This is a genomic window from Streptomyces sp. MMG1121 (assembly GCF_001280015.1).
Lineage (GTDB): Bacteria > Actinomycetota > Actinomycetes > Streptomycetales > Streptomycetaceae > Streptomyces.
Genome location: NZ_LGDV01000118.1, coordinates 264,793 through 288,849 on the forward strand (window position 1 = coordinate 264,793; position 24,057 = coordinate 288,849).

Consider the following 24,057-nt stretch of genomic DNA (forward strand, 5'->3'; position numbering starts at 1 on the left):
ACTCCAGGGTAGTGGGCGCAGGACAGTGCCTCACGCCCTTCCCCGCGATGCCGGGACCTCAGATCCCCCCGACGATCTTCTGCGGCCGGATCCGTACGACCACGCGCTGGGCGTCGCCGGCGGAGGCCGGGTTGAACTCCGCGTACTTCTTGCCCGTGTACTTCAGGCTCAGTTCGTCGATGAGTTCATGGCCGCCCTCGGTGGTCAGTTCGGCGGTGCCGCGGATCTCTGCGTACAGGTAGGGCGTGTCGAAGGGCTGGAGGAGGACTGTCACCCGGGGGTCGCGGGTCAGGTTCTTGCACTTGCGGCGGTCGACCGTCGTGGAGAAGACGATGTCGTCGCCGTCCCGCTTCACCCAGACCGGGGACATCTGCGGGCTGCCGTCGGGCTGGACGGTGCCGACGACGACGAACACCGGCTCGTCGAGCTTGGACTTGAGCGCGTCGGGCAGAGGGACGGACATCGCTACCTCCGGCGAACCATGGTCAACGGTGACTCGGGACTCTCCCGTACCCTCGCACGCCCCCGGCGCCCCCGCACCAGGAACCCCGATGGCCTCCAGCACACTTCGAGCTCCGGGCCGACGTCGGTACGGCCGGTGGCCGGACGGCAAGCCCCGGGCCAGTACCGGATCAGGCCGAGGCCGGGCAGCGAACACCGGGGCGGTGTCGGTGCGGGCAGGTGCCGGGTGGCTCCCGGTGTCAGGACGTGCGGATCACCAAGGCCGTCGCGATTGCCATCAGGCCTTCGTCGCGGCCCGGGAAGCCGAGGCCGTCCGTTGTGGCGCCGGAGACGGAGACGGGGGCGCCGGCCGCCTCGGAAAGGATCTTCTGGGCCTCGTCGCGGCGCTTGCCGATCTTCGGGCGGGGGCCGACGACCTGGACGGCGACGTTGCCGATGACGAAGCCCGCCGCGCGGACCAGCCGGGCGGCCTCCGTCAGCAGGGTCACGCCCGACGCGCCGGACCACTCGGGGCGCCCGGTGCCGAAGTGCTGCCCCAGGTCACCGAGCCCGGCGGCGGAGAACAGCGCGTTGCAGGCCGCGTGGGCGACGACGTCCGCGTCGGAGTGCCCGGCCAGCCCCGGCCCCTCGCCCTCCCACTTCAGGCCGGCGCACCACAGCTCGCGGCCCTCCTCGAAGGCGTGGATGTCGGTGCCGACGCCGACCTGGGGGAGCACCGTCGAGGGCGGCTCAGAAGCCATCGTTCAGCCTCCTGCGGGCCAGGACCGCCTCGGCGAGGACCAGGTCGAGCGGGCGGGTGACCTTGAAGGCCTCCTCGTGACCGGGGACCGTCACGACCCCGAGGCCGAGCTGCTCGACCATGCTCGCGTCGTCCGTCACGTCGTCGGTGACGGTCTCGTGCGCGCGGACCAGGATCGTACGGTCGAAGCCCTGCGGCGTCTGGACGGCGCGCAGTCGGGCCCGCTCAGGGGTGGCGACGACCGGCTCGGGGTCGCCGGGCACGGCGGCCGGCTCGACCTCCTTGACGGTGTCGGCCAGCGCAAGCGCGGGGACGACGGCGGGCGCGCCCGCGCGTACGGCCTCGATGACCGCGTCGACCGTGTCGACCGGGACCAGCGGGCGGGCCGCGTCGTGCACGAGGACGACGCCGTACTCGGGGGGAAGCGCGTCCAGGCCGAGCTTCACCGACTCCTGCCGGGTGTCACCGCCAGGCACGACCAGGAAGTCCGTGCGCTCAGGCAGGGCGTGCGCGTCGAGCAGGGACTTGACCTCGGCGGCGCCGTCGGAGGGGGCGACGACGATGACCAGGGAGACATGGCGGGACGCGGCGAGTGCGCGGACCGCGTGGATGAGCATGGGCGTGCCGTTCAGCGCGCGCAGCGCCTTGGGGGCGCCCGGGCCGAGGCGCACGCCCCGGCCGGCGGCGGGAATCACGGCGGCGACGGGGGTCTGCGCAGGTGAAGGGCGCGATTCGTCAGACATCGGTTCCTGTCAGGTTTGTGTGCTCGACCTAGGTGGGTATGGCCTGGAGGAGTGCCGGGCGCGGCGCCTTGACCGGACCCTTCCGTGACCCTGGTCGAGGCCGACCGTCCGGGCCTGGCACCTCAAGTATCGGGGGATCTTTCTTCGTGAAGGGTTTCCCGACGTACGACCGCGCGGGTATGAACATGCCGCAGCGCCCGGCGACAGGATCAGTGTCATCGGGCACCGCGGCATTTCACTGTGCTGAGCATGCTGAGCGAGCCGGAAGCGAGGGAACGCCACCGTGACGCGTCAGGAGGCGAGCACCTCGTCGAGCAGGGCCTCGGCCTTGTCCTCGTTCGTGTTCTCCGCGAGGGCCAACTCGCTCACCAGGATCTGGCGGGCCTTGGCGAGCATGCGCTTCTCACCGGCGGACAGTCCGCGCTCGCGCTCGCGACGCCACAGGTCACGCACGACTTCCGCGACCTTGATGACATCGCCGGAGGCGAGCTTCTCCAGGTTTGCCTTGTAGCGACGCGACCAGTTCGTGGGCTCCTCGGCGTACGGCGCGCGCAGCACCTCGAAGACCCGGTCCAGCCCGTCCTGACCGACCACATCACGCACACCCACGAACTCAGCATTGTCCGCTGGCACACGTACCGTCAGGTCACCCTGGGCGACCTTCAGCACCAAGTAGGTCTTGTCCACGCCTTTGATCTGGCGAGTTTCGATGGCCTCGATCAGCGCGGCCCCGTGATGGGGATAGACCACGGTGTCGCCAACCTTGAACGTCATGTGACAGGTACCCCTTCCGTGGCTATCCAGGGTAACACGGATACGGCGTCTTCTGAATGGCGTTTTCGCAGGTCAGGGCATATCTCGGGGCTTGACAACAGCAACAGGAACGTGCTGCGAGGGGCCTGCGGAAGCGGGTATTCGCAGGTCGGAGGGGCTCTCCGGGCGGGGCGAAACGCGTGCGTCACACACCCCGAGCACCCTCTCCAAGTGGCCTAACGTCCCGATTTGTCCTGTTCCAAGCGTACGACTTCCGCTACTCCGTTCGGCGCTCCGGAGGCGTGTCCGGCTTGAATCCGGAATTGATCAACGACTGTCACAGGCGCGCCCGGTGATCAATTTTGAGGACGGTCATCGAGGGTTCGCGCATTCCTTCACGGAAAATTTGCGCGCGGTTATGTGAATGACGGACGAGCGCTCGGCAAAGTGACTGAAGGGTCACTTGTGTCTGGAGTGACGACAGCCCCGTAGTACCCCCAGCCGGAGGGAAGCCGGACGCTTGGGGAGGGTCGGGTGCGATGGCGCCGGAACGGCTCGGTAACCTAAGGCCGCTGACAGACACTTAGAGCGGCTTTATAAGAAGGCCGCCCCTGCGTTCAAGGAGTTGCCGCCGCCGTGAGCAGCAGCCTTCGACGCGGCGCCCTCGCCGCCTCCGCCATCGTCTTCTCGATCGCCTCGCTCGCCGCCTGTGGCGCCGGCAACGACTCGCAGACACTGGAGGTCAAGCCGGACAACGCGGCGACCTCCGTCGGCGACATCAAGATCCAGAACGCCCTGGTCATCACCCAGCCCGACCTTCAGTCGACCGGACCGGCCGTGATCTCCGGGTACCTGTACAACGCGGGTTCCACGGACCAGACCCTGCAGTCGATCACGCTCCCGGGCACCAGCGAGACGGTCAAGCTCACCGCCGCCAAGGGCCAGAGCCTGACCGTCCCGGCGCACGGCGCCCTGACCCTCGGCGGCAAGGGCAACGCCTCCGCGGAGCTGCCCAGCGGCCGTGAGGCGGTCAAGGACGGCAACGTCCAGAAGATCACCTTCACCTTCAGCAAGACCGGCGACGTGAGCCTCGGCGCCTTCGTGGTCCCGGCCACCAGCTACTTCGACAAGTGGGGCCCGAGCACGATTCCGTCCGCCCCGGCGACCCCCACCGGCGCCCCGGGCGCCACCGCCTCCGGCAAGCCTGCCAAGGGCAAGGGCAAGGGCGACAAGGCGACCCCGTCGTCCACCGCGAGCGGGGCCGCGACCGGCGGCGCCACCCCGAGCGACTCGGCGTCCCAGTCGGTCGCCGGGCACTGAGCACCGGGCCACGCCACGCACGAGGGCGGCACCCCCTGCCGGGGGTGCCGCCCTTCGTCGTGCGCCGTCGGGACCGTACGGTTTACGGCTCGAACTTGTAGCCCAGACCGCGGACCGTCACCAGGTAGCGCGGCGCGCCCGGGTCCGGCTCGATCTTGGCGCGCAGGCGCTTGACGTGGACGTCCAGGGTCTTGGTGTCGCCCACGTAGTCGGCGCCCCAGACGCGGTCGATCAGCTGCATACGGGTCAGGACGCGGCCGGCGTTGCGCAGGAGCATCTCCAGCAGGTCGAACTCCTTGAGCGGGAGGTCGACCTTGGAGCCGGCGACCGTCACCACGTGGCGGTCGACGTCCATACGGACCGGGCCCGCCTCGAGCGCGGCCGGGGTGACCTCCTCCGGCTCGCCGCGGCGGCGCAGGACGGCACGGATACGGGCCACCAGCTCGCGCGAGGAGAACGGCTTGGTGACGTAGTCGTCGGCTCCTATTTCGAGACCCACGACCTTGTCGATCTCGCTGTCCTTGGCCGTCACCATGATCACGGGGACGTTGGAGCGGCCGCGCAGCTGGCGGCAGACCTCCGTGCCGGGCAGGCCCGGCAGCATCAGGTCGAGGAGGACGAGGTCGGCGCCGTTGCGCTCGAACTCGTCGAGTCCGTCGGGGCCGGTGGCCGCGATGGCGACCTCGAAGCCCTCCTTGCGGAGCATGTACGACAGGGCGTCGGAGAAGGACTCCTCGTCCTCGACGACGAGCACTCGGGTCACGGAAGGACCTCCGGGGCAGGAAGCGGTTCGTACGGGGATGACTCGGTGGGAACGCCGGCCTCGTCATCGAGGTCGGGGTCGGGGTGCTGCCCAGCGCGGTCGCGGGCCACGCCCGCCTCCGGCAGTCTGAGGGTGAAGGTGGAGCCCTGGCCTTCGGCGCTCCAGACCGTGACCTCCCCGCCGTGCGAGGCGGCCACGTGCTTGACGATCGCGAGACCCAGACCGGTGCCTCCGGTGGCCCGGGAGCGGGCCGGGTCGACGCGGTAGAAGCGCTCGAAGATGCGGTCCTTGTCCTTGTCGGAGATGCCGATGCCCTGGTCCGTGACGGCGAGTTCGATCATGTCGCCGCCGGGTGCGGAGACATGACGGGCGGCTATGCCGACACGGGTGCGGGCCGGGGAGTAGTTCACGGCGTTCTCGACGAGGTTGCCGAGAGCGGCGGCCAGCTGCCCCCGGTTGCCCCAGACGTGCAGATCGGCCGTACCGCCGGCGGCCATGGTGATCTGCTTCGTACCGGCCTGGTGGCGGCAGCGGTCGATGGCCTCGGCGACCAGTTCGTCCACGCGGACGGGCTCGGCGTCTTCGAGAGGGTCGTCGTTCTGCACGCGCGACAGGTCGATCAGTTCCTGGACCAGGTTGGTCAGCCGGGTCGCCTCGATCTGCATGCGGCCCGCGAAGCGCTGGACGGCCTCGGGGTCGTCGGAGGCGTCCATGACCGCTTCGGAGAGCAGGGAGAGCGCGCCGACGGGCGTCTTCAGCTCATGGCTGACGTTCGCCACGAAGTCGCGTCGTACGGCCTCGATCCTGCGGGCCTCGGTCAGGTCCTCGACCAGCAGCAGGACCAGGCGGGAGCCGAGCGGGGCCACGCGGGCGGAGACGGCGAGGGCCTCGCCCCGTCCGGTGCCGCGCCGGGGCAGGTCCAGCTCGACCTGGCGTATCTCGCCGTCTCTCCTGGTGTCCCGCGCCATCTGGAGCATGGGTTCGACGGCCAGCTTGCCGCCGCGCACCAGCCCGAGGGCGTAGGCGGCGGAGCTGGCCTTGACCACGGCGTCGGCCTCGTCGAGGACGACGGCCGAGGAGCGGAGCACGGACAGCACGGTGTCCACGCCCGGCGGGAGTATGGGATCGGTATGCAAAGAAGTCCTGGTCGGTCGCTTCTGGTCGCGTTCACTCCAGCGGAACGCCAGCATGGCGATGACACCGGTGAGCACCCCGGCGATCGCTGCCGCTGCGGCGACCGCCGCGTTCACGTCCATGCATCCAGGTTAAGCAGGGGGTACGACATGCCCACAGCCGTCCGGGTGCGACCTCGGACACTCGTCGCCCAGAGTTCACCTTGGAGCCAGCATTGGTTCATTTGTGGTGGCAGAAAAGGACGCGTGCGAGCCCGACCGTGGGAGCGTGGGGTTCGCACCGCCGGTTTCGTACCCCGGAAAACACGCACGTAGGAGAGGGAACCCTGATGCGGGACGCGTACCACGAGGAACTTGACTCGATCGGCGACGGTCTGGTGGAGATGGCCCGGCTGGTCGGGTCGGCGATCGGGCGCGCCACGACCGCCATCCTGGACGCCGACCTGAAGCTCGCCGAGAGCGTGATCGAGGCGGACCAGAAGGTCGACGAACTCCAGCACGACCTGGAGGCCCGGGCGATAGCCCTGCTGGCCCGGCAGCAGCCCGTGGCCACGGACCTGCGGATCGTCGTCACGTCACTGCGGATGTCCGCCGACCTGGAGCGCTCCGGCGACCTCGCCCAGCACGTGGCGAAGCTGGCCCGGCTGCGCTTCCCGGAGCGCGCGGTCCCGCAGGACCTGCACGCCACGATCCTGGAGATGGGCCAGCTCGCGCAGCGCCTGATGGCGAAGGCGGCCGAGGTGATCATCACGAAGGACGTCGACCTCGCGCTCCAGCTGGAGCAGGACGACGACGAGATGGACCTGCTGCACCGCACGCTCTTCCAGCACCTGATCGACGAGCGCTGGAAGCACGGCATCGAGACGGCCGTGGACGTCACCCTGCTCGGCCGCTACTACGAGCGCTACGCCGACCACGCCGTGGCCGTCGCCAAGCGCGTGGTCTACCTGGTCACCGGCGAGCACGCGGACGAGCTCCAGCAGGACATCCGCCCGGCGACGGGGGTCGAGGGCGCCTGATCCTGGGCGGAACGTTTCGACCGGGAGGCCGTACGGCCGGGGGCCGGGCCGACCGCAGCCGTACGACCGTGGGGCTTGCGGCGCCCCGGCCGGGGCGCGTGGGCGCCTCCGTGCGCCGTTGATGCGCCCGGGGAAACGGGCATGAAATGGACGAGGGCATCTCTGCCCCAGCGTCTAGGAGGGACCCATGGCCGAATCCCCCGGCATCACGCCCGACCCCACGCAGGAGCGCGAGACCGACCAGCCCGCCGAGATCAGGAGCCTTCCGCTGTTCGGCGCGTGCGGCTGCGGCTCGGGCTGCGGCTGCGGCTGCCAGTCGGGCAACCCCTGCCAGTGCGGCTGAAGCACCACCCGGGGCCGGTGTGAACTCACTTCACACCGGCCCTTCGCCTGCCCGTGTTCACGCCGTGCTCACGGCCTTCATGGCGCCGCATTCGGCGGATCGGTATGGGTGGCGTGCCGGGCCCGGGGCTTGGCCGGGATCTGGCCGACGAGTTCCCAGAAACACACCAGGGCGGTGACCGGCGGAATTCCGAAGATCACTAATGAGAGCATCGCGTGTGACGAGTGGCTGACGCACAGTGCCACGGCCATTGCGGAAGCGGCCAGTACGACGCACCAGGACCGCCGCGCACTGCGGTGCTGAGCGGTGGCGCGCAGGACGGAAAGGGCGGCCACGAACCACGGGCCGTACACCGTCAGCGGCCAGCATTTCGCCAGGCTCCCCGGCAGCACCGTCGAGGCGATCACGCACAGTTGGCCGTAGGAATAGCACAGGGACCATCCGAGCATGCACACCGCGCACAGTGAGACCGTCACGATCAGCAGCGTGATGTGGGTGACGCGACGGCCGCCGTCGAGCAGATGGGATTCCTGGCGCAGTCGCCGACGGTTGCTCCGGCGCTGGCGCGGTACGTTCGGCGGGGTGGGAGCGGGGATGGTGACGGTCGGCGAGGCCAGCATCTGGGCCAGTTCCTCGACCGGGTCCCAGTCGTTCGGCCCGATGTCCTGTTCCGGGGCGCTCCAGGCGTCGTCGTAGAGAGGGGCGTCGCCGTAGAGGCCGGCATCGTCGTAGAGACCGGCGTCCTGCTGAATCCTGTCCACGATAAACCTCCGGGCGTGGCCTCAGAATGTTCCGTAAAGATCCGTCATGGCCCGCCAGTATTCATTTTCCATGGCGCTGAGTCTTTTCATGAAATCATCGAGCAGGTCCGAGCATGACGTGCGGTCCGCATCGTCGTCCCAGCGGAGCGTCCTTGTCGGATGATCTGCGGCCGTGCGCCAGTCCAATCGAATCACGGACAGCTAACGACCATCAACGGAGGCGGGGTTTGGGGCATTCGGGGGAACGCGGGCGCCCTGAGGGGTGAACTTACGAGTGCACTCCTACACATGTTTGAAGGAACGGTGAATATGAATGCAATTACATTCCGCGGACACTGGAATTAAATGGTCGACCGCTGGAATTAAATGCTCGGCGCCGACTCGGGCCTCGCGGCCGGCCGCGGTTCCTCGGCGACGGGCCGCTCGGCCGCGGGCTGCTCGGCCGCTGGCTGCTCGGCCGCTGGCTGCTCGGCCGCTGGCTGCTCGGCCGCTGGCTGCTCGGCCGCGGGCAGCCCCCGCATGAGCAGGCCGTACCCCAGCCCGGCGGCCGTCCCCACCGCGGCGCACGTCCCCCACAGCCACGCGGCCCCCAGCCGGTCGATGACCATGCCGGACATCAGCGGGGCGACCAGTGCGGCGACGGACCACGACAGGGTGTACACGCCCTGGTAGCGGCCGCGGCCGTGGACCGGGGACAGACGGACGACGAGGCCGGTCTGGGTGGGGGCGTTGACGATCTCGGCGAGGGTCCACACGCACACGGTGACCATGAAGACGCCGACCGATCCGGCGAAGGCGGTGAGCCCGAAGCCGTACCCGGCGAGGAGCGAGGAGGCGACGAGCAGGGTGCGCGGGTCGCGGTGCTCGATGAACCGGGTGACCGGGATCTGCAGGGCGACGATCAGGATGCCGTTGACGGCGATGGCGAGGCCGTAGTCGGCGGGCGAGAACCCGGCCCGTCCCATGGCCACCGGCAGGCCGACCGAGCCCTGCTGGAAGACCAGCGCGACCAGGAAGGACAGCCCGACGACCGCCATGTACCGCCTGTCGCGCAGCACGGTGACGAGGCTGACGGCGTCCTCCGCGCCCTTGGTGTGCGCGGCCGCCGGCGGGCGGGACTCGGGCACCTTGAGGAAGACGACGAGCGCGCAGGCCAGGGTCATCCCGCCCTCGATGAGGAACCCGGCGAGGTAGCTGAACTCGGCGATGAACCCGGCGGCCATGGAGGAGACGGCGAAACCGAGGTTGATGGCCCAGTAGTTGAGGGAGAACGCGCGGACGCGGTCCTCGGGGCGGACGATGTCGGCCATCATCGCCTGCACGGCCGGCCGGGAGGCGTTGGAGGCCATGCCGACGAGGAAGGCGACGCCGGCGATGGCGACCGGGTCGGTCATGAAGCCGAGCAGCGCGACGGAGGCGGCGGTGGCCGACTGGGCGATGAGCAGGGTCGGCCGCCGTCCGAGCCGGTCGGCCATCACCCCGCCGCCCAGCGAGGAGACGACGCCGCCGAGCCCGTGCAGGGAGGCGACGAGACCGGCGTACGAGGCCGAGTAGCCGCGGTCGAGGGTGAGGTAGAGGGCCATGAAGGTGGCCACGAAGGCGCCGAGCCGGTTGACCAGGGTGCTGGTCCACAGCCACCAGAACTCACGGGGGAGCCCGGAGACGCTCTCCCGGGCGGCACGTCGGAGACGAGCGGCGGACATGACAAATCCCCCCACGGATCGCAAAGCGCCCTCATGGAGGCGCCGTAAGTGGCTCAAGCGGTGAGCACAACTTACAGATGGAGGCTGCCGGCGACCACTCGATTAACAGACGCCGTCAACCGTCCACCCACCGGCCGGTCCGGGCGGCGCCCCGAACGCGTGGATTACGCTCTTTCCCATGGCCGACGCACCGTACAAGCTGATCCTCCTCCGCCACGGCGAGAGCGAGTGGAACGCGAAGAACCTGTTCACCGGCTGGGTGGACGTCAACCTCAACGAGAAGGGCGAGAAGGAGGCAGTCCGCGGCGGCGAGCTTCTGAAGGACGCCGGCCTCCTCCCCGACGTGGTCCACACGTCCCTCCAGAAGCGCGCGATCCGCACGGCCCAGCTGGCGCTGGAGTCCGCGGACCGCCACTGGATCCCGGTCCACCGCAGCTGGCGCCTGAACGAACGCCACTACGGCGCCCTCCAGGGCAAGGACAAGGCGGCCACGCTGGCCGAGTTCGGCGAGGAGCAGTTCATGCTCTGGCGCCGCTCGTACGACACCCCGCCCCCGCCGCTCTCCGACGACTCCGAGTTCTCCCAGTTCGACGACGCGCGCTACGCCACGCTCCCGCCGGAGCTGCGCCCGCGGACGGAGTGCCTGAAGGACGTCGTCCTCCGCATGCTCCCGTACTGGTACGACGCGATCGTCCCGGACCTCCTCGACGGCCACACCGTCCTGGTCGCGGCGCACGGCAACTCGCTGCGCGCCCTGGTCAAGCACCTGGACGGCATCTCCGACGCCGACATCGCGGGCCTGAACATCCCGACGGGCATTCCGCTGTACTACGAGCTGGACGAGAACTTCAGGCCGGTCACCCCCGGCGGCAAGTACCTCGACCCCGAGGCGGCCGCCGCGGCGATCGAGGCGGTCAAGAACCAGGGCAAGAAGAAGTAGGTTTGGTGATCATGCCCCTGACCTGCGCTCATGGCGCGGATCGGGGGCATTTTCACGGCCCGGGCCCACTGTGGGCCCTCAGTCCCCCGAGCCTTGCGGCCGGAGCGCCTGCCCGAGAGCCTTCCGGGCACGGTCCCGGCTGCTGGGCATGAGGTGCGCGTACACCTTCAGAGTCAGGCCCGGATCGGAGTGCCCGAGGTACTCACTGACGGCCTTGATGCTTTCTCCGGCGTCCAGGAGGACGGACGCGTAGAAGTGCCGCAGGGCGTGCATGCCGTGCTCGCGGGCGGCGGCGTGCTCGCGGCTCTTGGCCTTCGGGATGACGCCGACCTTCGCGAGAGCGGGCTTCCAGTGGTCCTCGTTTAGCGACGTACGCCAGACGTGCCCACCGTTGGGCCCGCTGAAGATCAGGCGCTTGGTCACGGGCTGGCCGTTCGCTCGCATCCAGGGCAACGTGATCTCCACGGGCGGGAAGCGCTCGATGTGTATCTTCAGCGCCTCCGCCACGGGATCAGGCAGAGGCACGTCACGGAGCTTGCCGCCCTTCGGGGGCGCGAACACGGCCTTGCTCAGGCTCAGCTTGAGTTGCTGCACCACGTGCAGGGTGTTGGTGTCGAAGTCCAGCTCATCGACGCACAGGCCGAGGATCTCACCCTGTCTCAGGCCGCAGCCGGCGCCCATGTCGACCATGGTGCGGAAGCGCTCGACCATGGCGGCCCGCACAGCGAAGACGCGTTCCGGCTGCCACGGGACCACACGGCGCAAGCCCATCTCGGGGAGCGTCACCGTGCGCGAGTTGCAGGGGTTCCGGCGAAGGTAGCCGTCCTCGACGGCCGCGCCGAGAACGGCGCGGACGTTGGAGAAGATCACACGGGCGTACGCGCCAGACATGCCGGACGCTTCGAGCTGCGTCACGAACTCGCGAACGTGGCTCGGCTGGAACGACCCGAGCGGACGTGACCCGATGCGGGGAAAGGCGTGCAGCCTGAGTTGGGACTGCATCGACGCTCGGGTGTTCGGGTCTCCGCTCTGGCTCACAAGCCACTCCTCCGCAAACTCCTGAAAGGACGTCCGGGACGCGTTCGGGTCGATGTAGTCGCCACGAGCCACGTCCGCAGCCATCTTGCTCAGCCACTGCTCGGCGAGGCGCTTCTGTCCGTCGGCGAACGACTTGCTCTTGCGCTTGCCGTCGGGCGCGAAGTAGCGAGCCCTGTAGCGCAGGCCGGTGCCATGGCGCTCGGTCTTGACCCGGATGGTCTTGCCGTTGGTGTCGGTCTCGGTCCTGAACCAACGGTCTTGGATGCTTCCTGCCATTTCGGGCAACAGCCCCTTCCGGACATGAGGCGGGGAGGGCCACGTCGTGGCCCTCCCCGAGGAGTGGAACGGTGCGGTGCGTGGACGCCTAGGCAGCGTCTTGGGTGACGCTCTTCCGTTGAGTGACGTAGGCGTACACGTCGGAGGGGTCGTAGCGCACGTGCTTGCCGATACGGAAGCCGGGCGGGCCCAGGCGCTTCTTACGCCACTGGTAGACGGTCTCTTTGGGCACCTCGAAGATCTCGGCGATGTCGTCCGGCGTCAGATACCGGTCGGGGAGGCCGTTGCGGAGGATGGCGCGGGGGTCGGGTTGAGCGGAACCATTTCGGTTCATGGGTTCCTCAGAGGTTGAGTCGCGTTGACTTCGGGGGTTCCTCGGACTCCGCGTGTGTCCGAGGTGCGGATTTCTGCGTCACTGCGTCACCTGCGTCATTCAGGCCTTCTGACCTGCGGTTTTTGGGTGACGCAGAGCGTTGGAGGTGCGTCATCGGTGACGCAGGCTGTCCGTCACGGGTGACGCAGGTGACGCGGCGTGACGCAGAGATGGGCCATCTGCGTCACGCCTGTAGGCGCAGGTCACCCGCCGTTTTCGCGGGCCCCGTGACGCTGTGACGCAGCATTCCCCTACTTAGGAGAAGGAGGGGGTGTTTGTGGTGGTGCGGCGCGGCTCAGGGCGTGAAGAAGGAGCCGCTGCGCGGCGCGACCATCGGGCGGCGCGAGCGCCGAACAGCAAGAGGAGCACGCGCCGCCGCCGGTGCTCCTCTTGCTCGTACGGCCGTGGCGCCGGTCAGAACGCCTGCTGCTCGTGCGACGGCGCGCCGAGTGTGCGGGTCATCACGATGTAGCGGCCCTCCCTGGTGCGGCCCGAGTCGATGAGGACACCACGGGCGGCGAGGGTGGGCTGTAGCCGCTTGAGACGGTCGGAGAGCACCTTGCCCGTGGTCGGCCAGCCTTTGGGCAGGGGGCGGAAGTCGTCCCCGGTGTAGACGCGGCTGAGGCAGTGCAGCCACTCCGTGGACGTCATCCGCTGTTCCGCACCCGTTTCCAGGCCGGCGGCATACGCGAGGACGGTCTGTGCCAGGAGGTCGCCCTCGATGACGTCGTCGTTGAGGTCGTCCAGGCTGGCTCGGTAGGCGGTGAGCGCTCCGAGACCGGTGGCCGCGTCGAGCTGCGCGCACAGGTGCGCGAAGTCCGCCATCCGCAGGTCGGTAGGGGTCTCCGCCTCTGCCGCGCGGACCTTGACCGTCAGGTCCAGGATCGAGCCGAGGACGACGGGCAGCACCTCTGCGTACTCCGTCCACAGCTCATCTTCGGTGCGCCGCACCTGAGGCCGCTCCAGCCGCAGCGGCAGGAGCCGTTCGGCGAGGTCGGGGCGGATGACTCCCACGTCGATACCGGTCAGGAGCAGGGGGCGGCGGTAGCCGACACGGAAGACGTCCCCGTCGGTGAACAGCGCTCGCTTGACGTTCTCGGCTCCGGTGACGATGCAGCACATGGCGTCGGACAGGTCCGGGCTCATGTGGGAGAGGTTGTCCAGCGCGGTCACCCAGCCCGCCGCGACGGCGGCGATCAGGTTCTCTTCGTCCTTCGGGGCCCGTCGCAGGTCACCGGTCATGCCCTCGACGATCCGCACGAGCATCCGGCCGCCGGTCGACTTGCCGGCGCCCTGCGGGCCGGTGAGGAACGGGGCCGGGACGGGCACGGACGGCCCGAGGCACCCGATCAGCCACGCGATGGCCAGGCACTCGGTTTCTGCGTTGGCGAAGTTGCACAGCCGCATCAGCAGATCGATGCCCTTGCCGTCCGTGTTCTTGACTGGCATCGGGAGTTCGCCGGTGAGCTGGGTGCGCCGCCAGCACACCTCACGCGGATCGGGAACGGCGATGTCCCAGCCGGTCGGGTGGATGCGGACGGATTGCCCGTCGGCGCGGCCGAGGTCCAACCAGGTGGCCCCGTCGAACCCCGGGGCGACGCGGATGTACACGGGCTGCACGTCCTCGGACAGTGCAAGTGCTTCGATCAAGTCCAACGCCTCCTTGAGCGCAGTCCCGTTGAACACGCCGAGTCCGTCCCTGTACAGGCCGACCATGAGTTCCTGGCGGTGGCTGCCGGTCGTGCCCTGGGAGCGGATCGGGCGGGCCACGGGGTGGCCGTTCCTCTGCGCGTACACGGTGCCGTCGGCGGTGCGGAAGTACCGGAAGTGCGCCTGTGCGTAGTCGGTGATGACCTCACGGGCCGGGTTCTTGTCGTCGTCGGACATGGTTACAGCCCCAGCGTGGTCAGGGCGTTGGTCCACGCGTCGGTGCAGTGCCTGGGGGATTCGCCCTTGGCTTGTGCGGCGGTGAACAGCCGCGCGACGTGGGCGTCGGTGAGGCAACCGCACCGGCCGTGCGTCGACAGCACCGCGAGGAACGTGCAGTACACGGTCGCGTGGATGGCGCTGCGGGCCTCGGTGATGCGCTGCACGGCCATGGCGATGCCACGGTCCAGATAGGCGGGCATGCGGTGTGGGCACTCGCCCCCATGGCTCTTCAGAGGCGCTGAGAGCGTCTGTGGCGCCCTGCGGGCGGGCGATGGGTTTACTGCCAGCGCGCGCACAGCGCCCGGGAGAGCGGCTGTGGCGCCGGTGCCGGGACCAAGCCAACGGGCGTACTGCATCAGGGACTTGATGTCGACGCCGGGCCGTACGGCGTTCGATGACGGCATGGTGCCCCGGTAGATCCAGTGCTCACCCCTCGTGGTGGTCACGGTCCGCGTGAGGGGCAGGGTGGTGCGGGCCCACCGGACGGCGGCGGGGTCGTCCAGGTCGACCACGGTCACGCCGGCGCCGCCGGGGTGGTAGGCGACCGTCGCCGCGTGCCGCCACGCCGATGCCCAGGCAGGGGAGTTGAGGACGTGCGGGTCGGTGGTGGCGGCGGCCCAGCCGTGGCACGGCTTCGGGCAGGCGCAGGGGCCGGGGGTCTTCATGTTCGGCCGGCCGCCGCACGCGTTCTGTGCGCAGGCCGGGCAGTTCCCGAACGGCACCTTCCCCTTGCGCAGCGGCAGCACTGGAAGACCGTCCGCCGCGAGGTGCAGCGCGGTGTGCAGGTGGCCGCGTGCTCGCCGGTTGTCGGTCGGATGGGTCATGCTGGGTGACCTCCACTGTTCAGTTGGTGGGTGGAACGAGGGCGGCCCCGGTTCTTGGCGGAATGGGGGGCCGCCCTTGACGTAGCTAGTGCTGTGACCGGCAACCTTCACCGGGTCGATCGTTTGCTTCGGCTGAGCAGGCCAGCCTCCACACGGCCTGCCACCGTTTAGGTGACTTCTGGCTCCTGCGTTGTCGTGGCGGGTACGTCTCTACCTGGCTCCATCAAGGAACTCGGACATCGACTGGGAGACACGACCATGGCTCAGGGCACTGTGAAGTCGTTCGATGCGGAGAAGGGGTTCGGGTTCATCACCCCAGATGGCGGGGGCCCTGAGGTGTTCGTCCACTACAGCGAGATCCAGGGAAGGGGGTTCCGGATCCTGGAGGAGAACCAGCGTGTCGAATTCGAAATCGGCCAAGGCACGAAGGGGCCGCAGGCGACAGCAGTCAGCGTGATCGCCTGAACCGGACGTCTCACGCAGCGGAAGTAGGACCCAACGCCGTCCACTGCATCCGTCGCCCCGGTCAACGTTTCCGGTCACAGCACTAGGAGTCGGTGCCGGTGTAGTGGGCGACGTAGCCGGGGCAGAGGTTGTCGGGGCAGTCGCAGCCGCCGCACTCGTTGCAGATGTCGCCGGAGCACTCCTCACACATCTCGTGTTCGGGGCATCCGTAGTCGGCGCAGTCGTCGCAGTAGATCTCGTCTTCCACGTGCGGGATTCCTTCCCTCACTGGTGGTTGTTGGTCTTGGCCCACACGCCGCGCGTGGTGGTGCGCACGTTGCGCTGGTCCTGGTAGACGGGGCCCTCGTAGTGCTGGTGGATGTCCGGGGCGGGCTGGGCGCGCTTGGCGAGCTTGGCGAGGGCGAGGACGAAGGCGGTGGGGGCGCCGAAGACGATGGCGCACACGACGGGGTTGGCGGTCTGGGAGACGTACATGAGTACGGCGGCGGTGAGCCCGGTCATGGAGGTGGCGGCGGCGCCGGAGAGCATGAGGACGCTGGCGTCGGTGGCGCCCTGGCTCATCGGCGGTCGGCCCGGCTGGGCGACGGGCGGGGTGCTGCCGTAGCGGGGAAGCGGGGTGTCGTCGCGGTGCGCGGTCGGGGTTTCGGGCGCCGGCCGGTAGGCGTCGGCGATGATCCGGCGGGCCTCGGCGGTGGCTTCGTCCTCGGTCATCCCGGTGGTCGCAGGAGACGTTGTCGGGGTGGTTTCGGGGGTCATGCGGAATCCCTTCCGGTGCTGGGTGAGGGAGGACGCGGCACCCCCTTCGAGATGCCGTGTAGAGGGGGTTTTCGAGAGTCTGGCCTGCGCGGCTCCCTGACTCCCTGAGCGATCATTGGTGCTGGTCAGGGCCAGGGAGGCGGGTCAGGGAGGGGGTTAGGGAGTTCTCCCTGCCTCCCTGGCCCGGCGGGGGTCGCCTCCCTGTGATCAGGAAGCGGAAGCGGAACCGGTGTCGTCGCGGTCGGCGAGTGCGCGGGTGAGCCGGTCACGGCTGATGACCATCACGCCGTCGGACTTGTACGGTTCGGCGCCGGTGCCGTCGAGGACGCGCTTGAGGTCGAGGAAGGTCCAGCCGCCGTAGGCCTCGGTGTTCAGGCTGGCGAGCCGGGTGATGACCTCCTGCGTACGCACGCGGGCGTTGGTGCCGACCACGGCCGCGATGTCGGCGAGCGGGTCCCGCTCCTCGTCGCGCTCGATGGCGTGCAGGGTGACGACGCCGGAGCGCAGGGCCTTGGCCCGGTCGGTGATGGCCGTAGCGCCCTCATCGTCGATGAAATGCGTGCGCACCGTGATGGACGACTGGCCCTTGGGAATCTCGATACCGTCGGACGCGACGACCAACGTTCCCTTGTCCAGGCCCTGACGCAGCAGGTGCGGGGCCGCGCCGCCGTCCACGGCCTTGTCCCCCAGCGCCATGCGGGACTGGGATTCGGTGCCCAGGGCGAGAGAGGCGCGGGTGTGGGCGCCCTCACGCACGAGCTTGGGAAGGTTCTGATCGGTGGGGTCCTGCGTTCCCTCCCACATCAGCACGTCCACGACGCGGCCCTGGTTGTGGACCTTGCGGACGCCCATGAAGTAGCGGGAGGTTGCCTTGGCCCCGCCGTAGGGCTTCTTGCCCTCGTCCACGGCCGGGCACATGAACGCCACCTGTGCCTCGTCCACGATGCCGATGAGCGGATCGAACACCGCACCGGGGTTGCTGCGGCGGACCTCGATCCGGCGGTTCATCTCCTCAACCAGACCCTCAACCATCTCGGTGGCCTCGATCACCTGCTCATCGGCCGGACCCTGAATGAGCACCGTGGCCAGGCCGTCGAACATGGCCCAGTCGCCGGCGCCCTTGAGGTCAGCGATCCGGAACTCGACGGTCTTGTCGAGAGCGGCCCACAGGGCGAGCGCACGCAGAGCGGCAGTCTTGCCCTGGTTCGACAGACCCGTCACCAGCAGGTGGCGCTGATACAGGCTCAGGCTCGCGGCGTCACCGCGCAGGTCCTGACCCCACGGGGCCTTGCCGGTCTTGTAGTTGGCGGTCATCGTCTCGTCGGTGACCAGCGGGGACGGGCCGATCGGCTCGTCCAGCGCTCCGGAGTCGGCGACCCACAGCCGCACCGTGCGGGCCGCCTGCGGGATGGTGATGAACACCTCGTGCTCGTGCCGGGAGAGGTTCTCGGCGAGCTTGCGGCGGCGCTGCTGCACCTCGTTCGTGGACACCCCGGAGGGCAGGGTGACGTCCACCTCGACCCCGCACCCGGCAATGGTGATCGGCCCGAGCATGGACGCGCCGGCGTCGCCCATCTCCGTGATGGCCTTCCGCAGCGCCGGGACACCGAGGTCGCGCAGGGCCTTGACCACGATGGACGGGGTGATCGGCTCGCCCTCACCGTTGCGGACGCTGGCGGGCAGCGCCCACTGAGGGGCGGCGTGCTGGTGGGCGCCGACCGACCACAGCGCGAGCAGCGCAAGGAGCGGGCCGATCGTGATCGCGGGCCCCCACACCACCTGGACGATGGTGATCATCAGGTTGATGAACTTGATGACCGCCATCAGCGGCGTGACCACCTCGGTGGCGTCCTTGGTGGCGATCGCCATCACGACACCGAGCAGCACCAGGCCACCGACGCCCATACCGGCGCTGACGGCCGCGCCCTTGGCGGCGTCGAGGGGGGAGTGGAGCAGGTCCATGCGGCGGCGGTGGCGTGCCTCGCGGAAGCGCTGCCCGCGCTCTTCCCACTCGGCAGCCCCCTCGTGGTTCCCCGCGGCTTCCGCCGCACGAAGCATCCGCTCATAGCGGGCGGCGGTACGGCCGTCCCAGGTACGGCGGGCCGCGATCCGGGCCCCGCCGGCCACGTAGAGGGTGTGCCGGGCGAGGGCGCGGGCGGTGGTCCGGGTGGTCTCGTGGGTGACAACCGTTTTGATGGCGCGGCCGGAGCGCACCCACAACGGCAGTACCTGCGCCGGGGGTTCGGCCGACGGGTCGGTGACGAGGGTTAGAGTCGACCCCTCACCAGCCACGGAACCGGCGGGCTCGCGGTCGGGGTCGGTGGCCTTGTAGAGGTGAACGACGTTCTCAGACATGCTGGGACTGCTCCAGACTGCCCCGATCGGGGCGGGAGTTGAGAGAGAAGCGCCGGGGTGGCCGGGACCTGGCAGGGACGGCCGCCCCGGCTGTCGAGGCGTACAGGCCGCGCGTCAGCCGGCGGGAAGAGCGCGCGGCGCGGGAGTCGTCACCACCAGCGGGACGGCTTCTTGGGCACGATGTACGGGCAGCCGTTGACCATGTGGTCCACGCACTGCGGGCAGTCCTCGCGGGGCCGCAGCTTGCGGTGAATGCTCCGGTCGTAGGCGTGCTGCCAGCACTGCGGGCACTGGCCCGGAGGCGTCGCCTTGGCGGCCATGGTCACCACCACCCCGAGGACTTCTTCGCAGCCTTGTCCCTGGCGGCCTCGGTCACCAGACGCTGACGCTCGGCCTTGAACGCGGCGATCTCCGTGATGAGCCGGGTCTCGGCCGAACTGAACAGGTTGTCGATTTTGTTGTCGGCGCGGGCGGTGCCGTTGCCCCGGTGCAGGCTGTAGGCGCCGCCGGCGGCGGCCCGCAGGACCGCGCGCCGCTCGTGACCCTCCAGCGGCCACATCTCCTGGTTGCGCACCGCCTGGAGCTTGCGTTCGGCGTTGTGGATCGCCTTGTCCAAGCGGCGGATGTCGGACTTGCTCACGGTCAGGCACTCCTTACGGCAGAGGAGGGTTCGGGGAAAGCACAGGGCGCACACGTGCCGAGCGAGGGCGGGATGACGTATCCGGCATCCGCGCGGCACTGCGGGCAGATGCGGCGGGCGGCGTTGGCCTTGGCCAGGGCCGCCCACTTCGCCGGCGTCATCGGCCGCACGGGCTTGGCCAGGTCGACCCGGTACAGGTAGGCGACCAGTGGTCCACGCCGACGCCGCGGGCGTTCGAGCTGAGCGGCCACCGGCTGACCGCCGGGGCGCAGTCCGCGCGCCCGAAGCTGGCGGGAGGTGGCGTATCCGTCCGGAGCCAGACGCCACCGGAACACCGGCAGCGCCGCCATCACACGACGCGCTTCCAGGCGGCCCGCAGGCGGACCTCGGACGCAGAGTGACCGGCGGCCCGGAAGCGGGAGGACATCTCCCGGTACGACAGGGCCGGGTCTTCGCTGTGACGGATGTCGTCCACCAGCGAGTCGAGCGCGTCATCAGTGAGCACGGGCCCTTCCAGCGCGGGCACCACAACTGGCTCCAGCGGGCCCCACACGGGCAGTTCCCAGTGAGGCGTGACACCGGGTGTGACGCAGGCCGTCACGCTGGTCAGCGCCCTGCCGGTCTCCTCACCAGCGCGGGCTGCCTCCAGCGTCGACCACGCCCCCGCGAGGGTCTTGGCGGTCTTGGCCGTGACGCGTGCGACGCGGGCCCCAGCTCCCGTCACGGCCTCAAGCCGGGTCGCCTCGGTGGCCGCTTCAGCCCGCAAGCGGGCGCGGGCCACGGCCGCCTCGTCGCGGGCTTCCTGCTGGATGCCCCGGATCGCGTCCAGCGCGGTCGGAGTGAGCGCGGTGCGCTCCCACAGCCCGTGGACCAGCCAGAGTGCCTTGGCCGCGATGGGGAGCCAGGACACGGCCAGCCACGCGGTGGCGGAGCCGTCGGCGGTGAGCGCGTGCGCCACCAGGACGCCGGCCGCGATGACGCCGAAGGACCAGCCGACGGCGGTCACGCCGTTGCTGTGGTCGCCCTGCGCGGCGAGACGGCGTTCGTAGGCGAGAGTGGCCAGCCATCCACCGTCGATCCCGAGACCGACGACGAGCGCGACCGGCCACGGCACCGTCCGGCCCAGCCACATCACAACCACGGCCAGCGTGAGGACCATCGAGACCGCCGTCATCGCGACGGCGGGCAGCACGGTCTTCGCCTTCACGCCGCGCCGCCCTGCGTGCTCGCCGTGGCCGTGCGGTTGGCCAGCGTCGCCCGCTCCGTCAGCACCCGGCGGCGGGCCCGGCGGATCCGGCGGACGTCCAACTCGTTCGGGGTGCGGTCCAGGGCGATGATCTGCGCGTCCAACAGGTCGACGTCCGCCAGGATCAGCGGCATCTCCTGCTCGATCGCGTCCAACTCCGCATCCGTCGGCTCGTTCCAGTCCGCGAACGCGGTAACAGCATCCTGAACAGTGACGATGTGGTTCATTGGGTTGTGGTTCCTCTCAGGTGGAACGGCCCGAAAAGCACCCCCGGAGTAGCCGCTCCGGGGGTGCGCGCCGTTTCGGTTGGATGGGTTGGTCTTGCCTGTCAGATCAGTTCGGCCGCCGCGCAGACGAGGCGGTCTGCCGCGCTGATCGCCGCTTCACGGCGGGCGGTCAGTACGTCGTTGTCGGCCACCGCCCGCAGGGCGTAGCAAGCACGTGCCGCGTCCTCGGCCGCCTCGGTGAGCGACGGAGCGAGGATCTTCACGGCAGTGAGCGGCGCCGTGATCGCGGCGCGTGTGGTATGGCTCTGTGCCCGCGCTTCCGCATAGGCGTCGGACGGAGCATCAGCGAGGCGTAAGTCTTCCCGGACCCACATCGCGCGGCGATGCTCGCTCAGCGCGGCGACCAGGCTCGTCACGGCCGAGAGCCGCTCACGGCGCAGTGCCTGATCCTGCGTGTCCCGCCGGTCCAGGCGGGAGACGCGGTGCTGAAGCAGCCCGGCGACCACCGCGCCAAGGAGTGTTCCGACTACAGCGATCACACTGCTCACCAGCGAATCCATGCTGACGTCTTCCTTTCGGTTAGCGGCCGTTGGTCTTGGCGGCCTTGTGCTTCTCGCCCATCTGCTTGGCGCGGGTGTAACTGCCGCTCACCCAGCCCGTGGCGCCGCAGCTGCACGAGTACTGGTAGCCACGGCCGCGCGGGCCGTGCATGACGACGATGCTGTGCCTGGTACCGAACATGCGGTGTCCCTTCCAAGGCGACCTGTGGAGTCGAGATCCGGCTCCCCGCACTCCCGCCCGTACAGCCCCGCTCACGGCAGGTCCGGACGGACGGGAGAGGCAACCGGCGCAGCAGACGAGCTGCGAAGAGGTCGATGCGCGGCGTAGCTGCGCGGTCCGCCTTTTCGACTCGGGGAGGCGGGGCCCACCTATGCAGTTCTCAAGCAACCACCAGCGCGGGGCCCCTAGTTGCGGGAGCCATCCCGATCCAGAACCACCCCTCACGAAGCAGGAGCGGCGTTGCATGTACAGACTGGACCGGTGGACCGGTCCAGTCAAGCGGTGAAAATGGAGTTGAGTGACGCACTGGATGATTTCCGCAGGTCAGATGACATGACGGGGCATCAAAAAAGCTGGACCGGCGGACCGGTCCAGCTTGAGATTTGAAGACCCTACATGGCGTAGGTGTCCACCTGCTCGAAGAGCGAGGACGGGGTTACGCCTTCCTCGCAAACCAAGGGGCGACCGTCCTCGTCGTATGCCGTGTGAAGGAGCACGGCGACCGCAGTGACAGGTGCCACCTGCAAGCGGTCCGCTTCCGCATCCGTAGCGAGCCGAACAGAGGTGACGTCTACGCCCTCGACCGGGAACCGACCGGTCTGCCTACGGACGTAGCGAGTCGTGCCCTCGGCGATGGGGGCGGTGTCGGCGAGGCGAGGTGCTGCCTCCGCGATCTCTGGAGGGAACCACGCCTCCACGCAGCTATTCGGGGTTCCGTCCGGAAGCTGGAGAACGCGTATGCGTCGGAGCGCCAGTACTCCGGGGGAGATCCCGAGCGCATTGGCGACCCGGGTGGGAGGTTCTGCCCAGTCGGGCGCACCGATCCGGAGGAACGGCATCCCGCCCAAGATGCGCGCCGACCCGGCTCGGCGGGCGCCGGCGGGGCGCGCCACGGGCGTCTCCGTGACGACGAAACCGGTACCTTGCTTGGCCACCACCACACCGTCGTTGCGCAGCACGTCCACGGCTTTGATGGCAGTGGCCCGCGAGACGTCCCACTGCTCGGCAAGATCGCGCCCGGATGGGATGGTGGCCCCAGGGGCGAACTCGCCAGCGGCGATGCGGGCGCGCAGAGACTCGGCGATCTCCTCGTACTTCAGAACGGCCATGGCTTCCCCTACTCCGCGCTGGACTGGTCCACCGGTACACAGGATACTGCGACCATGTCGAATCTCGAATTGGCTCCCTCCGTGATGCGGTTCTACGGCGAGACCGTGAACGAGGACAGCCGCCTGCGTAGCTCGGCAGACGGACGTATGGAGTTGGTCAGGACTCAAGAGCTTCTCCGACGGTTCTTGCCCCCCGCGCCGGCGCGCGTGCTCGACGTGGGAGGGGGAACCGGGATTCACGCTGAATGGCTCGTGAAGGACGGCTACGAGGTGACACTTGTGGACCCCGTGCCCCGTCATGTCGAGCGTGCAGAGGCCGTATGCTCAGCGATTTTGGGAGACGCCCGTGAGCTGCACGAGCCGGACGACAGCTTCGACGTGGTACAGCTTCTTGGGCCGCTGTACCACCTGCCCGACCTCGATGATCGACGCAAGGCGCTGGCGGAAGCTCAGCGAGTGGTGAAGCCGGGCGGATTGGTTGCGGCGGCAGCAATCAACCGTTATGCGTCGCTTTTTGAGCACGTCGCGTACGCCCACCTGCACACCGAGCGGATTCGTGACTCCGTCTCCAAGATTCTTGAGACGGCTGTCTATGACGGTGTACGAGGATTCACCTTGTCCTACTTCCACCGGGCAGAAGAACTTGCGGCAGAGATGGTGGCCTCGGGGTTGTCGGACGTGCAGGTCTTCGGGATCGAGGGGCCTGCATGGTCACTCGCGAAGGCGGCTGAGCAGCAGCCGGGCGAGGGGCCCACGGACGAGCTGATTGCCTCCGCCATGGAGGCGGCGCGCATGGCAGAGCCGTACCCGGAATTGCTTGCCGCCAGTTCGCATCTACTGGCCGTGGGCAGGGCTCCCGCTGACATCAAGGCCTGACATCAACGATGGCGAACGCTGACGTACGCGCCCAGCCATTCCACGGGCCGTAGGCGTCGTTACAGGTAAGCGGGGCAGGGTGCGCATCCTCAGCGCACCCGCCTACGGATCAGAAGATTGTCCGTTCGAATTCTGTCGAGTGACGCTGCTCCTCTTCGTCAGTGAGGGTCCGGGTGATACATCGCCGGGCCCCCACTGGGCCCTCCGAGCACGACCGACAACGACCAGCGACGACCGACAACGACCACCCGACCGCAGGTCAGTTGGGGTGCACGCCCCGCTGACCAGGACCGAAAAACGGGCCCCCCAGACCCAGGGCAAGAAGAAGTAACCCGGCACGATCAGGCCCCCTGCCGGCGGTTCGCCGCCGGCAGGGGGCCTGTTGCTGCGCCGGGCCGTCTCCGGGCCGCGCCGAGCGGAAGGAGAAGGTGGCGGCCGTCACACTCGGTCATGTCACATTCCGGCGGATCCCGCCGTCAGGAAG

At 69.1% G+C, this 24,057-nt stretch carries 29 protein-coding genes; 6 read left to right on the forward strand and 23 right to left on the reverse strand.

From position 1 onward, the window contains the following. Positions 1–58 precede the first annotated feature (58 nt). The 4 genes from ADK64_RS12285 to ADK64_RS12300 all read right to left on the reverse strand — a co-directional run bounded on the left by ADK64_RS12285 (position 59) and on the right by ADK64_RS12300 (position 2,718). Entirely contained in the window at positions 59–463 is a 405-nt protein-coding gene (locus ADK64_RS12285) for a PPOX class F420-dependent oxidoreductase (protein ID WP_053658044.1), read from the reverse strand. 238 nt (positions 464–701) lie between these two features. Further along, complete coding sequence (ispF, locus tag ADK64_RS12290) at positions 702–1,202, reverse strand: 2-C-methyl-D-erythritol 2,4-cyclodiphosphate synthase (protein ID WP_053658045.1); 501 nt, start codon at positions 1,200–1,202, stop codon at positions 702–704. Next, positions 1,192–1,944, reverse strand: coding sequence for a 2-C-methyl-D-erythritol 4-phosphate cytidylyltransferase (gene ispD / locus ADK64_RS12295; protein WP_053658047.1), 753 nt, complete (start codon positions 1,942–1,944; stop codon positions 1,192–1,194). The genes ispF and ispD overlap by 11 nt, the downstream gene beginning before the upstream one ends. Before the next feature lie 291 nt (positions 1,945–2,235). After that, positions 2,236–2,718 (reverse strand): CarD family transcriptional regulator, encoded by a 483-nt coding sequence (locus tag ADK64_RS12300; RefSeq protein ID WP_003953493.1) that lies wholly within the window; start codon positions 2,716–2,718, stop codon positions 2,236–2,238. A 615-nt stretch (positions 2,719–3,333) separates the two neighbouring features. Between ADK64_RS12300 and ADK64_RS12305 the strand changes: the two genes are divergently transcribed. Then, complete coding sequence (locus ADK64_RS12305; RefSeq protein WP_053658049.1) at positions 3,334–4,017, forward strand: hypothetical protein; 684 nt, start codon at positions 3,334–3,336, stop codon at positions 4,015–4,017. Between the two features lie 82 nt (positions 4,018–4,099). Here ADK64_RS12305 and ADK64_RS12310 read toward each other — a convergent pair whose 3' ends face one another. Next, the gene (locus ADK64_RS12310; protein WP_053658051.1) at positions 4,100–4,780 is read right to left on the reverse strand and encodes a response regulator transcription factor; all 681 of its coding nucleotides are present in this window, start codon (positions 4,778–4,780) and stop codon (positions 4,100–4,102) included. Further along, positions 4,777–6,036: a sensor histidine kinase gene (locus tag ADK64_RS12315; RefSeq protein ID WP_053658053.1), complete on the reverse strand. Its 1,260-nt coding sequence runs from the start codon at positions 6,034–6,036 to the stop codon at positions 4,777–4,779. The genes ADK64_RS12310 and ADK64_RS12315 overlap by 4 nt, the downstream gene beginning before the upstream one ends. A gap of 206 nt (positions 6,037–6,242) precedes the next feature. Between ADK64_RS12315 and phoU the strand changes: the two genes are divergently transcribed. Together phoU and ADK64_RS46620 are read left to right on the forward strand one after the other, a co-directional pair. Next, complete coding sequence (gene phoU, locus ADK64_RS12320; RefSeq protein ID WP_053658055.1) at positions 6,243–6,932, forward strand: phosphate signaling complex protein PhoU; 690 nt, start codon at positions 6,243–6,245, stop codon at positions 6,930–6,932. Positions 6,933–7,119: 187 nt separating this feature from the next. Beyond that, complete coding sequence (locus tag ADK64_RS46620) at positions 7,120–7,275, forward strand: hypothetical protein (protein ID WP_199829582.1); 156 nt, start codon at positions 7,120–7,122, stop codon at positions 7,273–7,275. Between the two features lie 77 nt (positions 7,276–7,352). On the opposite strand, the gene ADK64_RS12325 is transcribed toward ADK64_RS46620, so the two are convergent. Together ADK64_RS12325 and ADK64_RS12330 are read right to left on the reverse strand one after the other, a co-directional pair. Next, positions 7,353–8,036 carry a DUF2637 domain-containing protein gene (locus ADK64_RS12325; RefSeq protein WP_053658057.1) on the reverse strand — a complete coding sequence of 228 codons (684 nt, stop codon included), beginning with the start codon at positions 8,034–8,036 and terminating at the stop codon, positions 7,353–7,355. A gap of 362 nt (positions 8,037–8,398) precedes the next feature. Then, the gene (locus ADK64_RS12330; protein ID WP_053658060.1) at positions 8,399–9,739 is read right to left on the reverse strand and encodes an MDR family MFS transporter; all 1,341 of its coding nucleotides are present in this window, start codon (positions 9,737–9,739) and stop codon (positions 8,399–8,401) included. Positions 9,740–9,917: 178 nt separating this feature from the next. On the opposite strand from ADK64_RS12330, the gene ADK64_RS12335 reads away from it, so the two are divergent. Continuing rightward, complete coding sequence (locus tag ADK64_RS12335; RefSeq protein WP_053658061.1) at positions 9,918–10,679, forward strand: phosphoglyceromutase; 762 nt, start codon at positions 9,918–9,920, stop codon at positions 10,677–10,679. Between the two features lie 78 nt (positions 10,680–10,757). On the opposite strand, the gene ADK64_RS12340 is transcribed toward ADK64_RS12335, so the two are convergent. From ADK64_RS12340 to ADK64_RS12355, 4 genes are all read right to left on the reverse strand, one after another. Further along, a complete protein-coding gene (locus ADK64_RS12340) occupies positions 10,758–11,993 on the reverse strand; it encodes a tyrosine-type recombinase/integrase (protein WP_053658063.1) in 1,236 nt (411 codons plus the stop codon). 88 nt (positions 11,994–12,081) lie between these two features. Next, on the reverse strand, positions 12,082–12,327 hold the full coding sequence (locus ADK64_RS12345; protein WP_053658065.1) for a helix-turn-helix transcriptional regulator: 246 nt from the start codon (positions 12,325–12,327) through the stop codon (positions 12,082–12,084). Between the two features lie 453 nt (positions 12,328–12,780). Further along, entirely contained in the window at positions 12,781–14,253 is a 1,473-nt protein-coding gene (locus ADK64_RS12350) for a hypothetical protein (RefSeq protein ID WP_053658067.1), read from the reverse strand. A gap of 2 nt (positions 14,254–14,255) precedes the next feature. Continuing rightward, positions 14,256–15,119 carry a bifunctional DNA primase/polymerase gene (locus ADK64_RS12355; protein WP_053658069.1) on the reverse strand — a complete coding sequence of 288 codons (864 nt, stop codon included), beginning with the start codon at positions 15,117–15,119 and terminating at the stop codon, positions 14,256–14,258. A 258-nt stretch (positions 15,120–15,377) separates the two neighbouring features. On the opposite strand from ADK64_RS12355, the gene ADK64_RS12360 reads away from it, so the two are divergent. Beyond that, positions 15,378–15,584: a cold-shock protein gene (locus tag ADK64_RS12360; protein WP_053658070.1), complete on the forward strand. Its 207-nt coding sequence runs from the start codon at positions 15,378–15,380 to the stop codon at positions 15,582–15,584. Between the two features lie 82 nt (positions 15,585–15,666). Here ADK64_RS12360 and ADK64_RS46625 read toward each other — a convergent pair whose 3' ends face one another. The 11 genes from ADK64_RS46625 to ADK64_RS12400 form a co-directional block, all read right to left on the reverse strand. After that, positions 15,667–15,831, reverse strand: a complete 165-nt coding sequence (locus tag ADK64_RS46625) for a hypothetical protein (protein WP_199829583.1) — start codon at positions 15,829–15,831, stop codon at positions 15,667–15,669. 17 nt (positions 15,832–15,848) lie between these two features. Beyond that, on the reverse strand, positions 15,849–16,340 hold the full coding sequence (locus ADK64_RS12365) for a hypothetical protein (RefSeq protein WP_053658072.1): 492 nt from the start codon (positions 16,338–16,340) through the stop codon (positions 15,849–15,851). Positions 16,341–16,547: 207 nt separating this feature from the next. Next, positions 16,548–18,695 (reverse strand): FtsK/SpoIIIE domain-containing protein, encoded by a 2,148-nt coding sequence (locus ADK64_RS12370; RefSeq protein WP_053658074.1) that lies wholly within the window; start codon positions 18,693–18,695, stop codon positions 16,548–16,550. A 149-nt stretch (positions 18,696–18,844) separates the two neighbouring features. Further along, positions 18,845–19,015: a pRL2-8 gene (locus ADK64_RS12375; protein ID WP_199829588.1), complete on the reverse strand. Its 171-nt coding sequence runs from the start codon at positions 19,013–19,015 to the stop codon at positions 18,845–18,847. Between the two features lie 2 nt (positions 19,016–19,017). Further along, positions 19,018–19,335, reverse strand: coding sequence for a hypothetical protein (locus ADK64_RS12380; RefSeq protein ID WP_053658076.1), 318 nt, complete (start codon positions 19,333–19,335; stop codon positions 19,018–19,020). A 2-nt stretch (positions 19,336–19,337) separates the two neighbouring features. Continuing rightward, positions 19,338–19,685, reverse strand: a complete 348-nt coding sequence (locus ADK64_RS42790; RefSeq protein WP_078992621.1) for an RRQRL motif-containing zinc-binding protein — start codon at positions 19,683–19,685, stop codon at positions 19,338–19,340. Continuing rightward, entirely contained in the window at positions 19,685–20,542 is an 858-nt protein-coding gene (locus tag ADK64_RS12385) for a hypothetical protein (RefSeq protein WP_053658078.1), read from the reverse strand. The genes ADK64_RS42790 and ADK64_RS12385 overlap by 1 nt, the downstream gene beginning before the upstream one ends. Continuing rightward, on the reverse strand, positions 20,539–20,808 hold the full coding sequence (locus tag ADK64_RS12390) for a DUF6284 family protein (protein ID WP_053658080.1): 270 nt from the start codon (positions 20,806–20,808) through the stop codon (positions 20,539–20,541). Before ADK64_RS12390 ends, ADK64_RS12385 begins: the two co-directional genes overlap by 4 nt. 101 nt (positions 20,809–20,909) lie before the next feature. Further along, positions 20,910–21,368, reverse strand: coding sequence for a protein kilB (locus tag ADK64_RS12395; protein ID WP_324614391.1), 459 nt, complete (start codon positions 21,366–21,368; stop codon positions 20,910–20,912). A 19-nt stretch (positions 21,369–21,387) separates the two neighbouring features. After that, a complete protein-coding gene (locus ADK64_RS45865; RefSeq protein WP_159046222.1) occupies positions 21,388–21,549 on the reverse strand; it encodes a hypothetical protein in 162 nt (53 codons plus the stop codon). A 431-nt stretch (positions 21,550–21,980) separates the two neighbouring features. Beyond that, entirely contained in the window at positions 21,981–22,697 is a 717-nt protein-coding gene (locus tag ADK64_RS12400) for a GntR family transcriptional regulator (protein WP_053658082.1), read from the reverse strand. Positions 22,698–22,751: 54 nt separating this feature from the next. Here ADK64_RS12400 and ADK64_RS12405 point away from each other — a divergent pair, with 54 nt between their 5' ends. Beyond that, positions 22,752–23,573: a class I SAM-dependent methyltransferase gene (locus tag ADK64_RS12405; protein WP_053658084.1), complete on the forward strand. Its 822-nt coding sequence runs from the start codon at positions 22,752–22,754 to the stop codon at positions 23,571–23,573. Positions 23,574–24,057 lie beyond the last annotated feature (484 nt).

What these genes read in the sequence shown, in the direction of transcription:
- ADK64_RS12285 (WP_053658044.1), bottom strand. Translation starts at nt 463, where the DNA reads ATGTCCGTCCCTCTGCCCGACGCGCTCAAGTCCAAGCTCGACGAGCCG.
- ispF (WP_053658045.1), bottom strand. Translation starts at nt 1,202, where the DNA reads ATGGCTTCTGAGCCGCCCTCGACGGTGCTCCCCCAGGTCGGCGTCGGC.
- ispD (WP_053658047.1), bottom strand. Translation starts at nt 1,944, where the DNA reads ATGTCTGACGAATCGCGCCCTTCACCTGCGCAGACCCCCGTCGCCGCC.
- ADK64_RS12300 (WP_003953493.1), bottom strand. Translation starts at nt 2,718, where the DNA reads ATGACGTTCAAGGTTGGCGACACCGTGGTCTATCCCCATCACGGGGCC.
- ADK64_RS12315 (WP_053658053.1), bottom strand. Translation starts at nt 6,036, where the DNA reads ATGGACGTGAACGCGGCGGTCGCCGCAGCGGCAGCGATCGCCGGGGTG.
- phoU (WP_053658055.1), top strand. Translation starts at nt 6,243, where the DNA reads ATGCGGGACGCGTACCACGAGGAACTTGACTCGATCGGCGACGGTCTG.
- ADK64_RS46620 (WP_199829582.1), top strand. Translation starts at nt 7,120, where the DNA reads ATGGCCGAATCCCCCGGCATCACGCCCGACCCCACGCAGGAGCGCGAG.
- ADK64_RS12330 (WP_053658060.1), bottom strand. Translation starts at nt 9,739, where the DNA reads ATGTCCGCCGCTCGTCTCCGACGTGCCGCCCGGGAGAGCGTCTCCGGG.
- ADK64_RS12335 (WP_053658061.1), top strand. Translation starts at nt 9,918, where the DNA reads ATGGCCGACGCACCGTACAAGCTGATCCTCCTCCGCCACGGCGAGAGC.
- ADK64_RS12340 (WP_053658063.1), bottom strand. Translation starts at nt 11,993, where the DNA reads ATGGCAGGAAGCATCCAAGACCGTTGGTTCAGGACCGAGACCGACACC.
- ADK64_RS12345 (WP_053658065.1), bottom strand. Translation starts at nt 12,327, where the DNA reads ATGAACCGAAATGGTTCCGCTCAACCCGACCCCCGCGCCATCCTCCGC.
- ADK64_RS12350 (WP_053658067.1), bottom strand. Translation starts at nt 14,253, where the DNA reads ATGTCCGACGACGACAAGAACCCGGCCCGTGAGGTCATCACCGACTAC.
- ADK64_RS12355 (WP_053658069.1), bottom strand. Translation starts at nt 15,119, where the DNA reads ATGACCCATCCGACCGACAACCGGCGAGCACGCGGCCACCTGCACACC.
- ADK64_RS12360 (WP_053658070.1), top strand. Translation starts at nt 15,378, where the DNA reads ATGGCTCAGGGCACTGTGAAGTCGTTCGATGCGGAGAAGGGGTTCGGG.
- ADK64_RS12365 (WP_053658072.1), bottom strand. Translation starts at nt 16,340, where the DNA reads ATGACCCCCGAAACCACCCCGACAACGTCTCCTGCGACCACCGGGATG.
- ADK64_RS12370 (WP_053658074.1), bottom strand. Translation starts at nt 18,695, where the DNA reads ATGTCTGAGAACGTCGTTCACCTCTACAAGGCCACCGACCCCGACCGC.
- ADK64_RS12375 (WP_199829588.1), bottom strand. Translation starts at nt 19,015, where the DNA reads ATGGCCGCCAAGGCGACGCCTCCGGGCCAGTGCCCGCAGTGCTGGCAG.
- ADK64_RS42790 (WP_078992621.1), bottom strand. Translation starts at nt 19,685, where the DNA reads ATGGCGGCGCTGCCGGTGTTCCGGTGGCGTCTGGCTCCGGACGGATAC.
- ADK64_RS12390 (WP_053658080.1), bottom strand. Translation starts at nt 20,808, where the DNA reads ATGAACCACATCGTCACTGTTCAGGATGCTGTTACCGCGTTCGCGGAC.
- ADK64_RS12395 (WP_324614391.1), bottom strand. Translation starts at nt 21,368, where the DNA reads ATGGATTCGCTGGTGAGCAGTGTGATCGCTGTAGTCGGAACACTCCTT.
- ADK64_RS45865 (WP_159046222.1), bottom strand. Translation starts at nt 21,549, where the DNA reads ATGTTCGGTACCAGGCACAGCATCGTCGTCATGCACGGCCCGCGCGGC.
- ADK64_RS12400 (WP_053658082.1), bottom strand. Translation starts at nt 22,697, where the DNA reads ATGGCCGTTCTGAAGTACGAGGAGATCGCCGAGTCTCTGCGCGCCCGC.
- ADK64_RS12405 (WP_053658084.1), top strand. Translation starts at nt 22,752, where the DNA reads ATGTCGAATCTCGAATTGGCTCCCTCCGTGATGCGGTTCTACGGCGAG.